At 69.1% G+C, this 13350-nt stretch carries 11 protein-coding genes; 2 read left to right on the top strand and 9 right to left on the bottom strand.

Annotation, left to right across the window (positions count from 1 at the left end):
- Nucleotides 1–41: 41 nt before the first annotated feature.
- Nucleotides 42–500 (bottom strand): PaaI family thioesterase, encoded by a 459-nt coding sequence (locus OZ671_RS03045; protein ID WP_268859355.1) that lies wholly within the window; start codon nt 498–500, stop codon nt 42–44.
- On the bottom strand, nt 497–1510 hold the full coding sequence (locus OZ671_RS03050) for a quinone oxidoreductase family protein (RefSeq protein WP_038309026.1): 1014 nt from the start codon (nt 1508–1510) through the stop codon (nt 497–499). Before OZ671_RS03050 ends, OZ671_RS03045 begins: the two co-directional genes overlap by 4 nt.
- 593 nt (nt 1511–2103) lie before the next feature.
- Between OZ671_RS03050 and kynU the strand changes: the two genes are divergently transcribed.
- A complete protein-coding gene (kynU, locus tag OZ671_RS03055; RefSeq protein ID WP_268859356.1) occupies nt 2104–3390 on the top strand; it encodes a kynureninase in 1287 nt (428 codons plus the stop codon).
- A 6-nt stretch (nt 3391–3396) separates the two neighbouring features.
- On the opposite strand, the gene OZ671_RS03060 is transcribed toward kynU, so the two are convergent.
- From OZ671_RS03060 to OZ671_RS03070, 3 genes are all read right to left on the bottom strand, one after another.
- Nucleotides 3397–4638 carry an MFS transporter gene (locus OZ671_RS03060; protein WP_268859357.1) on the bottom strand — a complete coding sequence of 414 codons (1242 nt, stop codon included), beginning with the start codon at nt 4636–4638 and terminating at the stop codon, nt 3397–3399.
- A 105-nt stretch (nt 4639–4743) separates the two neighbouring features.
- On the bottom strand, nt 4744–5616 hold the full coding sequence (locus OZ671_RS03065; RefSeq protein WP_268859358.1) for a polysaccharide deacetylase family protein: 873 nt from the start codon (nt 5614–5616) through the stop codon (nt 4744–4746).
- A 1-nt stretch (nt 5617) separates the two neighbouring features.
- The gene (locus OZ671_RS03070; RefSeq protein ID WP_328286335.1) at nt 5618–6328 is read right to left on the bottom strand and encodes a fumarylacetoacetate hydrolase family protein; all 711 of its coding nucleotides are present in this window, start codon (nt 6326–6328) and stop codon (nt 5618–5620) included.
- A 238-nt stretch (nt 6329–6566) separates the two neighbouring features.
- Here OZ671_RS03070 and OZ671_RS03075 point away from each other — a divergent pair, with 238 nt between their 5' ends.
- Nucleotides 6567–7307: a GntR family transcriptional regulator gene (locus OZ671_RS03075; protein WP_268859359.1), complete on the top strand. Its 741-nt coding sequence runs from the start codon at nt 6567–6569 to the stop codon at nt 7305–7307.
- A gap of 27 nt (nt 7308–7334) precedes the next feature.
- Here OZ671_RS03075 and rfbA read toward each other — a convergent pair whose 3' ends face one another.
- The 4 genes from rfbA to OZ671_RS03095 form a co-directional block, all read right to left on the bottom strand.
- On the bottom strand, nt 7335–8198 hold the full coding sequence (rfbA, locus tag OZ671_RS03080; protein ID WP_268859360.1) for a glucose-1-phosphate thymidylyltransferase RfbA: 864 nt from the start codon (nt 8196–8198) through the stop codon (nt 7335–7337).
- A gap of 168 nt (nt 8199–8366) precedes the next feature.
- On the bottom strand, nt 8367–9434 hold the full coding sequence (gene rfbB / locus OZ671_RS03085) for a dTDP-glucose 4,6-dehydratase (RefSeq protein WP_268859361.1): 1068 nt from the start codon (nt 9432–9434) through the stop codon (nt 8367–8369).
- A 23-nt stretch (nt 9435–9457) separates the two neighbouring features.
- Nucleotides 9458–11938, bottom strand: coding sequence for a glycosyltransferase family 2 protein (locus tag OZ671_RS03090; protein ID WP_268859362.1), 2481 nt, complete (start codon nt 11936–11938; stop codon nt 9458–9460).
- A 66-nt stretch (nt 11939–12004) separates the two neighbouring features.
- Nucleotides 12005–13339, bottom strand: a complete 1335-nt coding sequence (locus OZ671_RS03095; RefSeq protein ID WP_268859363.1) for an HlyD family type I secretion periplasmic adaptor subunit — start codon at nt 13337–13339, stop codon at nt 12005–12007.
- Between the last annotated feature and the right edge of the window lie 11 nt (nt 13340–13350).

Consider the following 13350-nt stretch of genomic DNA (forward strand, 5'->3'; position numbering starts at 1 on the left):
CCGCGCCGGCCGCGGAACCGCAGGTCGGGCCCGGCGCGCTATCAGTTCTTGTCCTGGGTGGCGTAGCTCGCGCGGCCGATCGCCAGCAGCGTGCCGCGCTCGTCGAAGACGTCGACGTCGGAGACGCCGACGCTGCGTCCGTTGCGCCGGACGCGGGCGGTGACGACGAGGTCGGCGCCGATCGCCGGCCTGAGATAGTCGACGCGGAAATTGATGGTCGGCAGGCCGCGGCCGATCAGCATGATCAGGGCGAAGTCGCCGACCGTGTCGATGACCGAAGCGATGGGGCCGCCGTGCCATTGCCTCGTGCCGGCGCCGCGCTCGAGCTCCGGCCGGAACGGCGCGCGGATGGTGATCTCCTCGCGTGCGGCATCGGCGGCAATCACGGTCAGGCCGAGAAAGGCGCTGAACGGCGACTCGTCGAGCTTGGCCTGCAGCGCGGCGATGCTCAAGGGCGCGGCCGGAGCCGGCTTCGCCAGGGTGGCGGTCGCTTCGGTCATGGCGTCACCACGACCTTGCCGATGACCTCGCGGTCCTCGATGACCCGCAGGGCCTCGACCGCCTGGTCGAGCGGATAGGTCCGGTCGACGGGCACTTTCAGCTGGCCCGAGCCGACCAGTTCGAACAGGCGCAGGATGTCGTCGGGTTCCCAGCCGTTGGAGCCGAGGATCTGCAGCTCGAAGGTCCAGATGAAGCGGATGTCCTCGGTGGGCGCGTAGCCCGCCGTCGCCCCGCAGGTGAGCAGCCGGCCGCCGAGCTTCAGCGTGCGCAGCGATTTCACCCAGGTGTCGCCGCCGGTGAAGTTGACCACGACGTCGACACCGCCGCTCTTGTCGTGGCGGCGGCGCTGCGGCTTGCCGTGCCGCTCGTGGATGACTTTCAGGAAGTCCTCGTCGCGATAAAGGATGACCTCGTCGGCGCCGAGCGCGAGCAGCCGGTCGGCCTTGTCCTGCGATCCGGCCGCCGCGATCACATGGGCGCCGGCGAGCTTGGCGAGCTGCACGCAGCAGACGCCGACGCCGCCGCTGGCGCCGAGGATGAGCACCTTCTCGCCGGCGGAAACCTTGCCGATGGTCGTCATCATGCGCAGCGCCGTGCCATAGGCGACCGGCAGCGCCGCGGCCTGCTCGAAGGAGACCGTGTCGGGAATGGCGATCAGCTGGTGGGCGCGAGCGCGGCAATATTCGGCGAGTCCGCCATTGACCGTCTCGCCCATGAGCCCGCCTTCGACGCGGTTGATGGGGTCGACCAGCACGCGATCGCCGACCTTCCAGCCGGTGACGCCCGGTCCGATCTCGGCGATCTCGCCGACCACATCGAGGCCGATGATGACCGGAAACGGGATCTTGATGCCCGGCATGCCGCGCCGTGTGAACACGTCGTGGTAGTTGAGCGAGCTGGCGCGAACGCGCAGCACGACGTCGCCCTCGCCCGCAGTCGGCGTCGGAAACTCCGGCTCCAGGCGGAGGCGGTCGAGACCGCCATGTTCTCTCAGGACCACTGCACGCATCGTATGAAAGCTTTCCCTGTCATGGCGCCGCCGCCTGCTCCCGGCATGGCGCCGCCGCCCCGCGGCTTCGTCAGCCCGGCTTCGGTCGTCGCCTTGTCCGTGCGCATCCGTCGACGCAGCCGACGCTGGCCGGCTATCGCCGGTCCGCCGCGTCGGGGCGTTCAATAGAAGCTCCGCTTCGGGTCCGCCGAACCTCTCGGCCGCACCCCGCAGAATGAGCCCAAGTGTTCTGCCGGGAGCCGGTCAAGTCAACCAGAATGTTCTTTTTGACGAACAATCCAGCCGGGAAGAAGGATTCTCCTGTTCACGCCCGAAGGAGAAGTTCGGCCCCTCAATTTCCAAAAATGCACCATTTTTGCGCATATTTGGCAAGAATGAGACAAAAATCTCCCGGCCTGTGGTGTCATTCGCGATAGATTTTGGAAGAAACCTGTCTCACATATAGAACATGAAAGGGAAATGGTCTCTGAGCCATCGTTCTTTTAGAAGAACGATCTATTCCGCGGTGTCGACTGGGCGAAGCGTGCTCGTTCGGGCTGGCCGCGGCCGGGTTGCTCGGCTAACGTCGGCGCGGCTCTGAGGGAGATCTGCCGATGCATGCCGAGGTCGAAGCCGCCCGGGCGGTGCGCCTTGCCGCGACGCCCGACAGGATGGCGGCGATCGAGCGAGACCGGCAGGACCCTCTGGCCGGGCTGCGCGACCATTTCGCGCTTCCGCCCGACGACATCTATCTCGACGGCAATTCGCTCGGCGCCATGCCGCGCACGGTGCCAGCGACGCTTGCCGAAGCGCTCGAGGACGGCTGGGCCAAAGGGCTGATCCGCAGCTGGAACGAGCGCGACTGGCACATGCTGCCGGTCATCGTCGGCGACCGGCTGGCGCCGCTCATGGGCGCGGCGAGCGGCGAGGTGCTGGTCAGCGATTCCACCTCGGTCAACCTGTTCAAGGTGTTCTGCGCCGCCATGGGCCTGAGGCCCGGCCGGACCGGGGTCATATCCGAGCGCAACAACTTTCCGACCGACATCCATATCCTGCAGGGCGCGATCGCCAATGTGCACCGGCATGCGCATCTCGCGCTCGCCGGTGACGACGATGCCTCGGTCGAGGCGCTCATCAACGGCGACACGGCGGTGGTCTGCCTGTCGCACGTCAACTACCGCACCGGCCAGCTGCGCGACATGGCGCGTCTCACCCGGGCCGCCCATGCCGCCGGCGCGCTCGTCATCTGGGATCTCTGCCATTCGCTCGGCGCTCTGCCGGTCGACCTGAATGGCGCGGGCGTCGATTTCGCCGTCGGCTGCACCTACAAATATCTGAATTCGGGCCCCGGCGGCCCGGCCTGGCTGTTCGTCGCGGCGCGCCATCTCGACGGCATCGAGAGCCCGCTGACCGGCTGGCAGGGCCATGCCGCGCCCTTCGCCTTCGAGATCGACTACCGGCCGGCGGCCACCATCGAGAAGTTCCGCTGCGGCACGCCGCCGGTCCTCTCCTACCTGCCGCTGATCGAGAGCCTGAAGATCTTCGAGGCGGCCGACATGAGCCTGGTGCGCGCCAAGTCGGTCGCGCTGACCAGCCTGTTCATCAGCCTCGTCGAAACGCGCCTCGCCGGCCACGGCCTTGCCGTCATCAGCCCGCGTGATCCCGACGGGCGCGGCAGCCAGGTCGCGCTGACCCACGCGAAGGGCTGGGAGATCATGCAGGCGCTGATCGCCTGCGGCGTGATCGGCGACTTCCGGGCACCCGACATCCTGCGCTTCGGCTTCACCCCGCTCTATACCCGCTTCGAGGATGTCTGGGCGGCGGTCGCCGTGCTGGAGCGGATCATGGCGACCGGCCTCTGGCAGGCGCCGGCCTTCGCCGAGCGCAAGCGGGTGACCTGAGGGGGTTCAGCGCCCCGCCCCGGCCATCGCCTGCGGCCTGAGCGCCAGCGACAGAAGCGCACCGACGAGCGCGAGGCACGAGATCTGGACGAGCCCGGCGCTCACCCAGCCCGCCTTGCCGGCGATGAAGCCGATGAGATAGCCGGCGAAAGCGCCCGCGCCGTAGAGGCTGGTGACGAAGATGCCGGTGGCGCGGCCGGCCTCGGAGGGCACCACCGCCTTCACGTGATAGCCGGCGAGATTGACATAGATCGTGCCGCTGATGACGAAGCCCCAGACGAAGGAGAGCGCGGCCTGCGCGACAAAGGCCGTCGCGCCCTGGAAGATGAAATAGCCGAGCGCCGCCGCCGCGAGGAAGGCGGCTCCCAACACGAGGCGCGGCGAAAAGCGGTCGCCGAGCCAGCCGCCGACGAGCGAGGCGAGCACGCCGAGCCCGTAGATGCTCATGACGCGCCCGGTATCGGCCGGCGAGAACTTGAGCTCCTCGCGCAGGAAGGTCGGATACATGCCGAGATAGCCGTAGATGATCAGGCCGCCGATGACGCTGAGCACGGTCAGCAGCACCGTGTTGCGGTTGGCAAGGCTCGCGGCGCCGCCCATGGCGGCCCGCCCGTCGCGCCGGTCGACGACCTCGGTCAGAGCCGGCGAGACGCAGAGCCAGATCGCCGCCATGGCGACGAAACCGATCAGGCCGAACCCGATGATCGGGCCGCGCCAGCTGCCTTCGAGCTGCAGCAGCATGGCGGCGGCGATCGGCCCCAGGATCGCGCCGACGCCGAAGGAGGCGTTGATGGCCCCGACGGCGACCGCGCGATAGCGCACGAAATAGCTGGTCGCGACGGCGATCAGCGCGGTCAGCTGCATCGCCTCGCCGATGCCGGTGGCAGCACGGTAGACCAGCATGTCGGCCATTCCGGCGGCATAGGCGGTGAGCACCGTTCCCACCGAAAAGATGGCGATGCCGATCTGCAGCACCGCCTTGCGCGAATAGCGCGCCAGGAGATAGCCGGTGGGCCAGCCGGCAACCGCCATGCCGAGCGTGAAGATGGTGGAGAGCAGGCCGGTATCGGCAAGCGAGAAGCCGTAGTCGCGCCTGACGTCGGCGGCCAGCAGCGGGAAGATCTGCCGGTCCATGGCATTGATCACATAGGACAGCAGCAGCACGCCGAACATCAGCAGCACGACAAGGCGCGTGTCGGGATCGGCACCGGCGCGCGCGGGCGCCGCGGCAGTGGTTGCCTCGTTCATCATGGCCTCCTTGCGGCCGGCCCGGCTGTCGCACGGGCATCTTCAGGTTTCATCCCGTTACGGCCGCGTCTTGACGCGCGGTCCGCCTCGTCGGGCCGTGCGGCGTCAGCCGGCGCGCGGCGTCCGGTACCAGTCGAGGATCTCCTCGCCGGTCATGAAGGCGACCCCGGGCCGCGCGGCAATGTGCTGAAGGGCTTCGCGGAAATAGCGCAGGCGATGCGGCGCGCCCATGATGTAGGGATGCACGACCAGCGCCATGACGCGCGCCGAGCCTTCGGCGTCGGCGTAGAGCTGCTCGAACTGGTCGATCGCGCGGTCGCGATATTCCGAGGCCTTGTGATGCTGGATCAGCATCATCGCGACATCGTTGCATTCCTGGGTATAGGGCACGTTGACGATCGGGCCCGAGCGCGTCTTCAGCTCGACCGGCTGGTCGTCCAGCACCCAGTCGCAGACATAGTCGTAGCCCTGCTCGACCAGGATGTCCGGCGTCTCCCAAGTCTCGGTGAGGCCCGGTCCCAGCCAGCCGCGCGGCGGCCTACCGACATAGGCGCGGATCGCCTCGGTGGTCCTCACGATGTCCTCGCGCTCGTCGGCGACCTTCTGCATGTTCTTCTGGGTGAAGCCGTGGCCGATGAATTCCCAGCCGCGATCACGGGCGGCGCGCGCGATCGGCTCGTAGGTGCCGATCGCCGAACCGTTGATGGCCAGCACCGCGCGGATCTTCAGCGCGTCGAAGACCGGCAGCATGCGCCAGAAGCCGACGCGGTTGCCGTATTCGTGCCAGGCCCAGTTGGGAATGTCGGGGCTCGGCGAGCCGCCGGCCGGCGGCGTCAGCACCGTGCGCGGCATCGGCTCGCGCGCGTTCCATTCCTCGATGTTGACGATCACCCAGACCGCGAGCCGGGCGTTGTCGGGCAACGCCAGAGCGGGCCGGTCGGCAATGGCCGAATAGGCGATGCGTTCCGTCGGCAGCATGTCAGCGCTCCTGCTCGGCAATGGTGATGACCAGCGGCGCAAGGCCCGCGACGGTCGCCTCCAGGCGGTCGCCGGGGACCACCGGCCCGACGCCGGCGGGCGTACCGGTGAAGACGAGGTCGCCGGGCGCCAGCGCGTAGTGGCGCGACAGATTGGCGACGATCTCCGCGACGTTCCAGATCATCTGGCCGATGTCGCCGGTCTGCCTGACCACGCCGTTGACGCTGAGCGCGATGGTGCCGGCGCCAATATGCCCGACCGCCGCCGCCGGATGGATCGGACCGCAGGGCGCCGACCGGTCGAACGACTTGCCGACCTCCCAGGGAAGGCGCGCCTCGCGCGCCTCGCGCTGGCGGTCGCGGCGCGTCAGGTCGATGCCAACGGCATAACCGAAGACGTGCTCCAGCGCCTGCGCGACCGGAATGTCGCGGCCGCCCCTGCCGATCGCGGCGACCAGCTCGACCTCATGCTGGAAATCGTCGGTGAAGGCGGGATAGGCGACGGCCTCGCCGTCCAGCACGATGGCGTCGGCCGGCTTCTGGAAGAAGAAGGGCGGATCGCGCTCGTCGCCCTCCTTCATCTCCCTGATATGGTCGACATAGTTGCGGCCGACGCAGTAGAGCCTGCGGACCGCGAAGACGGCGTCCTCGCCCGTCACCGGCAGCACGACCGGCTCGGGCGCGACGATGAATTTGCGCTGCTGGATCTGCACGATCCTCATCCTCCCAGAGAAAAATCGGCTCGATGCGGCGGGCATCGGCACCGTGTTGCTCATGAGCATGTGCGCACAATTATTCATTGTCAACGGCAAAGTGTGTACAATTTTGACTACCAGAAACGCAAGTTGATGCATATCGCGCGGGATCGGCGGTTGGCGTCCCTTGACCGCCCCGGCCGCCAGCCCCAGAACGGACATTCCCTGCCCAACGATGAAAGGTGAATCAGGGCCGATGGCGAAAGCCTCCAGCATCCAGGCCGGCCCGGGTCGGCGGCCCCGCTCCGGCGCGCTGGTCGAACAGCTGCGCCAGGCCCTGCTCGACGGGCAGTTCGCGCCGGGGAGCCGCCTCAACGAAGTGCATCTGAGCCGATCGCTCGAGGTCTCGCGCACACCGCTGCGCTCGGCCTTGCAGATGCTCGCCGGCGAAGGCCTGCTCCACTACACGCCCAACAAGGGCTTCACCGTTCCCGAGCAGTCGCTTGCGACGATCGTCGACGCCTATGAGATGCGGGCGCTCGCCGAGGGCCTGGCGGCGCGGCTGGCGGCCGAGCGCGGCCTGAGCGAGGCCCAACGTGCTTCACTCGACGCCTCGCTGGCCGCGGGCGACGCTGCGCTCGCCGACGGAGCCGAGCCGGCCGCCCGCCGTGCCGCCTATGCCGCGGCCAACGAGATCTTCCACGGCACGATCCACGAGGCCGCAGGGTCGAGCCTCGTCAGGGACGTGGTGCGGCTCTGCCAGCGCGTGCCGCAGGCCTCGGCTCACAATATCGTCGCCTTCGACCTCGACGACATGCGCCAGCGCCATGCCCTGCACCATCGGATCTATGATGCGATCCTCGGCCGCGAGCCGCGCGAGGCCGAGGCGCTGATGCGCCAGCACGTCCTGTCGGTGAAGCTGTCCATGGCGCGGGCCTTCGCCCGGCGCTTGCCGGGCGAGGCGGCGGCCCCCGCGCCGGCACCGGGCGCCGTCTGACCGCGCCCGCCACCGCCATGCGCGCCGTCAGCCGACGAGGCTCAGGAGATAGCGGCCATAGTCGCTGTGCGACAGGGCTTCGCCGAGGGCGGCGAACTCGTCGCGGCTGATATAGCCGAGCTGGTAGGCGATCTCCTCGGGGCACGAAATGCGGAAGCCCTGGCGCTTCTCCAGGGCCCGGACGAATTCGCTCGCCTCCAGGAGGCTGTCGGGCGTGCCGGTGTCGAGCCAGGCGAAACCGCGGCCGAGCCGCTCGACGGTGAGCTTGCCGCGCGCGAGATAGGCGCCGTTGACGTCGGTGATCTCCAGTTCCCCGCGCGCAGAAGGGCGGATCGAGCGGGCGATCTCGACCACCTCGGCATCGTAGAAATAGAGCCCCGTGACCGCCCAGTTCGATCGCGGGCGCGCCGGCTTCTCCTCGATCGACAGCGCCTTGCCGTCGGCGTCGAAGGCGACCACGCCGTAACGCTGCGGATCGGTGACGTGGTAGGCGAAGACGGTTGCCCCTTCCGTCCGCCGCGCGGCCGCGGCGAGGCGCAGCGGCAGGCCGTGGCCGTAATAGATATTGTCGCCGAGAACCAGCGCACAGGGCCCGCCGGCAATGAAGTCCGCCCCGATGATGAAGGCCTGGGCAAGGCCTTCCGGCCGCGGCTGGACGGCATAGGAGAGCTGCAGGCCCCAGCGCCGACCGTCACCGAGCAGCCCTTCGAAAGCCGCGCGATCCTGCGGCGTCGTGATGATCAGGATCTCGCGGATGCCGGCGAGCATCAGCGTCGACAGCGGATAATAGATCATCGGCTTGTCGTAGACCGGCAGGAGCTGCTTCGACGAGACGAGGGTCATCGGATGCAGGCGCGTGCCGTTGCCGCCGGCGAGGATGATGCCCTTCATGATGCCGCTCCCATGGCTTGCCGTACCCATCTCCGCCTCTCGTCAGGCGCCGCCGCGCGACCGTGCATGGCGACGGCCAGACTATCAGCACCCGGTTGACGACCGGTGTCGTCCTGATCCGTGCAGTTCGTCCCGCCCGCGGGCGGGACAAGTCGTGACGGCCGACGTTCAGGGCACCGGCTCGGCCTGCGATACGACGAGGCCGAGCCGCTCGCCGCCATAGACGCCGTGCCTCAACGGTTCCCACCAGTCGCGCCGGTCGAGATACCAGCGCACGGTGCGCTCGAGGCCGCTGTCAAAACTCTCGACGGGCCGCCAGCCGAGCTCGACGCCGATCTTGCCGGCGTCGATGGCGTAGCGCAGATCGTGGCCCGGCCGGTCGGCGACATGACGGATCAGCGTCGCATGGGCGAAAGGCTTCGGCGCGAGCCGGTCCATCAGCGCGCAGATCCCTCTGACCACGTCGATGTTCCGCCGCTCGCAGCCGCCGCCGATATTGTAGGTCTCGCCGACGCGGCCGCGGGCGAGCAGCAGGGCGAGCGCGCGTGCATGGTCCTCGACGTGAAGCCAGTCGCGCACATTCAGCCCTGCGCCGTAGACCGGCAGCTCCCTGCCCTCCAGCGCGTTGAGGATGGTCAGCGGAATGAGCTTTTCCGGGAAGTGGTAGGGCCCGTAATTGTTCGAGCAGTGCGAGATGATCGCCGGCAGCCCGTAGGTGCGATGCCAGGCCATGACGAGATGGTCCGAAGCCGCCTTGCTCGCCGCATAGGGCGAGCTCGGATCGTAGCGGCTCGTCTCGGTGAAGGCCCCGCCCTCGCCGAGCGAACCATAGACCTCGTCGGTCGAGACATGCAGGAGGCGGAAGGCCTCGCGCCGCGCGCGAGGCACCCGCCCGAGAAAGGCGAGCGTTGCCTCCAGCAGCGTGAACGTACCGACGATATTGCTCGCGACGAAAGCCCCCGCCGCGCTGATCGAGCGGTCGACATGGCTCTCGGCGGCAAGATGGATGACCGCGTCCGGGGCATGCCGATCGAAGACGCGGTCGAGCCCGGCCCGATCGCAGATGTCGAGCCGCTCGAAGGCATAGAGCGGATCCTCGGCGACCGAAGCGAGCGAGGCAAGATTGGCTGCGTAGCTGAGCTTGTCGACATTGACGACACCGATGCCGGCGCCGACGAGATGGCGGCAGACCGCCGATCCGATGAAGCCCGCTCCGCCGGTGACGAGAACTCGCATGAGGCCCCCTCTCATCCCGGCGTTCAGGCCAATGCCTTGGCGGCGACCGGCGCCGGATCCCGGCCGGCCGCGGCCGGCGCCTCGGCGAGCGCCTCCGCGATGGCCCGGGTGACCGCCTCCTCGCTCAAGGTCCTGCGCGCCCAGTCGACCGCGGCTTCGGACACGGCCTGCCAGCGCACCGGATCAGCATAGAGCGCCTCGATCCTCGCCCCGAGCGCATCGTCGTCGGCGGCGACCAGCGCCTCGGTCAGCTCCGCCGAGAGCGGGATGCCTTCGGCGGCGACCGGGCTCATGATGCAGGGCAGGCCCTGCGACAAAGCGAGCAGGACCTTGCCCTTGACCCCCGCGCCGAACCGCAGCGGCGCCACCATCAGCCGCTTGCGGTCGAGATAGGCCGCGATGTCCGCGACGTAACCGACGAGCCTGATGTCGTCGGGCAAGGCGCCCAGCTTCAGCGCATCGGTATAGGCACCGACAATGTCGAGGCCGTCCCGCCTGACCGCTTCGGCGGTGCGCGGCCAGACGGCCGTCATGAAGTGCGCGATGGCATCGCCGTTCGGGGCGTGGCGATAGCTGCCGAGGAAACAGAGCCCCTGCCGCTCGGCGAAGGGCGTCCGGACCGGCAGGCCCGGAAGATCCCACAGGGCGACCGCCACGCGCGCCTCCGGCAGATGGTCGGCAATGTAGTCGCGCTCCCAGTCCGAATGGGTGATGGTGACATCCGCCGCGGCGATCGCGGAGAGCTCGTCGGCCCGTGTCGCCGCGACCGCGTGGTCGTCGCCCTGGCCGGTGACGGCCCGCGCCCGCTCCTCGCGGATGTGGTGCAGGTCGGCCAGGCTGAACAGGATCCTTGCCTTGGGATTGGCGCCACGCGCCGCCTCCAGCACCTGCCGCGCCACATGGAAACGATGGACATAGACGACATCGAACTGATTGGCCCGGGTCGCCAGGAACTGCTCCATGCTGCCGATGCCGTCCTCGGCCTCGATGCCGCGGGCGCGCAGGCGCCGGGCTCGCGCCGCCGCGTGCCCGGCCCGCTCGGTCGCGACGAAGACGACACGATAGCCGAGCCTGACAAAAGCCCTGGCGTGGCTGAACACGGCAACGGAGCCGGCGTCCTCGTCGGGCGCGGGGAAATGCTCGTCGATGAACAGGACGGTCCGCGCCTCGCCGGCCGCCTCCTCGCCGATCCGCGGCAAGGTGCCCGTCCAGCGGGCGAGGAACCGGCTGCGGCCGGCGCTCCTCATCGCGATGCCGGCGAGCGGGCCGGCCAGCACCGCCTCCGCCGCTCCCTGCACCAGCACGGCGCCGCCGGCGGCGCGCAGGACGAAGGCAAGGGCGGTGGTGGCGTAGTCCTCCAGGCTTTCCAGCGCCTCGAAGCCGCCCTGGGCGAGAAGCGCCTCGCGCCGGATGACGAGGGCATTCAGCGCGACGTCGTCGGCCGGGCGCAGGACACGGAACCGGGTGAGCGCCGCGTCGGCCCCCTGGCCGACCGGCGACTTGTTGCCGAGCGGATCGACGGCGAGGCCAGCCGAGCGGACGAGCCCGTCGGCATCGACGAGACGTGGCGCCACCAGGGCCGACGGCCCTGCCCGGTCGAGCGTCTCGACGAGCGTGGCGAGCGCTTCGTCGGCAAGGCTGGCAAGGCCGCTCAGAAAGACCAGGATCTCGCCGCGCGCCAGACGCTGGCCTTCGGCATAGGCGGCGATGAGTGCGGAGCTGCCGGCGGCCGGCGCCGATCGCGCGACGCGGACCACCCGCGCGCCGCCGCGCAGGAGGAAGGGCAGAAGCGTCGTTTCGACCACGCCGGAATTGTCGACGACGATGATCTCCAGGGGAATGCCGGTCGAGGTCTCCACCAGCGAGCGGATCAGCCCATGGTCGTCGCCCAGCCGGCCGCTGGAGGCGACGACGACCGAGACGCGCGGGTCGGGGTGCAGCGGCACGTGAACCGGCTTCGGGCCGCCGGCGAGCTTGTCAGCCGAGCGACGCAGACGGTCGGGCAAGGTCGATAGCGCAATGTCGCGCAGCGGTGTGCTGCGGTTGAGCGTGTCGAACCTGTCGATCGCGCCGACCAGCCGCGAGGTCAGGCTGGTTGCGAAGGCAATCAGCGGCTCGAGCTGCTCCGGTCGTTCGGCGGCGGCGATGGCCGCATCCATCTGGGCATCGACGAAAGCGGAGAAATCCTCGTCGAGCGCCGGATCGGCCCGGTAGAGATGGCGGGGCGACCCGCCGATATCGGCGCCGGTGTCGACGAAACGGACACCGATCCGATGGACCGGCATGGGGAACAGCCCGGCCGGCAACGACAGCCAGAAGCCATACCGCCCGTCGCCGAGCCCGGCGCCGGCGAGGTCGGTCCGCATCCGGTCGGCGACGAAGCGTACGATCGGCCGGTCGCCGTCATAGAGTTCAAGCACCAGGCGGCGCGCAGGATCGGCCTCGTCCCGCGCCCAGCCGGCGATCCGGTCGATACCGACATGGTCGAGATGGCCGGTCAGCATGGCCGCTCCTTGCCCAGCCCCCGATCGCGCGGCGTCCAGGTCGCTTCGAAAGGCGAGGTCAAGCGGTCACCTCTCGCGCATGCCTGCCGTCCAGCGATCCATGATCGGCCGGAGCAGATAGGTCATCACCGAACGCTCGCCGGTCGGAATGATGACGTCGGCGACCATGCCGGCGCTGAGCCGCTGGGCGATGGTCGGCGGAATGGTCGTGCGGTCGACCACGACCTCGGTCGCGAAATAGGGATCCTTCTGGCCGTCATCCATGATCCGGTCGCGGGACAGCGAGCGGACCTCGCCGCGGATGACCTGGGTGCCGACATAGTTGAAGGCGGGGAACTTCACTTCCGCATGCATGCCTTCGCTGACCCGGTCGGCATCGTTCGGCAGCACGCGCGCCCGCACCACCAGCACGTCGTTGGCCGGCACCACGTCGAGGATCGGATCGCCCGGCCGGACGACGCCACCGACGGTGAAGATGCGCAGCTGCTGGACGGTGCCGTCGATCGGCGCCCGAATGTCGGCGCGGCGCTGGCTGTCGGCGCTGAGCAGCATCTGCTGGCGCGTGTCGTTCAGGAGCTTGCGCACGTCGACGAGCTGGGACGAGGTCTCCTCGCGGTATTGCTGCAGCACCTGCTGGCGCCTGAGTTCGGCCTCCGACAAGCGCTCCTTCAGCTTGGCGGTCTGGATGTTGCCGGTATTGATGGTGCCGGTCAGCCGCAGGCGCTCGCGCTCCATCGGCGCGATGCGGGTGGTGGGCACCAGCTGGCGCGCGAACAGGGGCCGGAGCTGCGCAAGCTCGGCCTCCACCTGTTCGAGCGTGGCGCGCGCCGTCTGCATCTCGGACGCGACCTGGTCGATCTCGCGGCGCGCCTGCTCGATCTGCGCCTCGGCGATCTGGACATTGCCGTTCACCGCCCGCCGCCGGCTCTCGAACAGGCGCCGCTGGTCGTCGATGACCGGCTTGACCGCGGGATCGTTCTGCCGCGCCAGGACGTCGGGGGGAAACTCGAAGCTGTCGCGGCCCTCGAACTCGGCGAGCAGGCGCGCTTCCTGCGCGCCGAAGATGGCGAGCTGGTTGCCGAACAGATCGCCCTGCGCGGTGACCCGCGTCGGGTCGAGCTTGAGCAGCACCTGGCCCGCCTTCACCCGGTCGCCGTCGCGCACCAGGATCTCCTGGACGATGCCGCCCTCCAGGTGCTGGACGGTGCGCCGGTAGCTTTCGCTCGCCACCACGCCGTTGGCGATCGCCGCGCCGTCGAGGCGGGCCAGGCTCGCCCAGGCGACGAAGGTGCCGAAGGCACCGATGACGATGCCGTAGCCGATCCGCACGGTGCGCCGCCAGTTGGTCGACGGCACGGGAATGGCCGCATGTGGCGGTGCTGCGAGTTCAGTGACCGACATCAGAATGCCCT

Origin of the sequence: Phreatobacter sp. AB_2022a, assembly GCF_026847585.1 — a bacterium.
Taxonomy (GTDB): domain Bacteria; phylum Pseudomonadota; class Alphaproteobacteria; order Rhizobiales; family Phreatobacteraceae; genus Phreatobacter.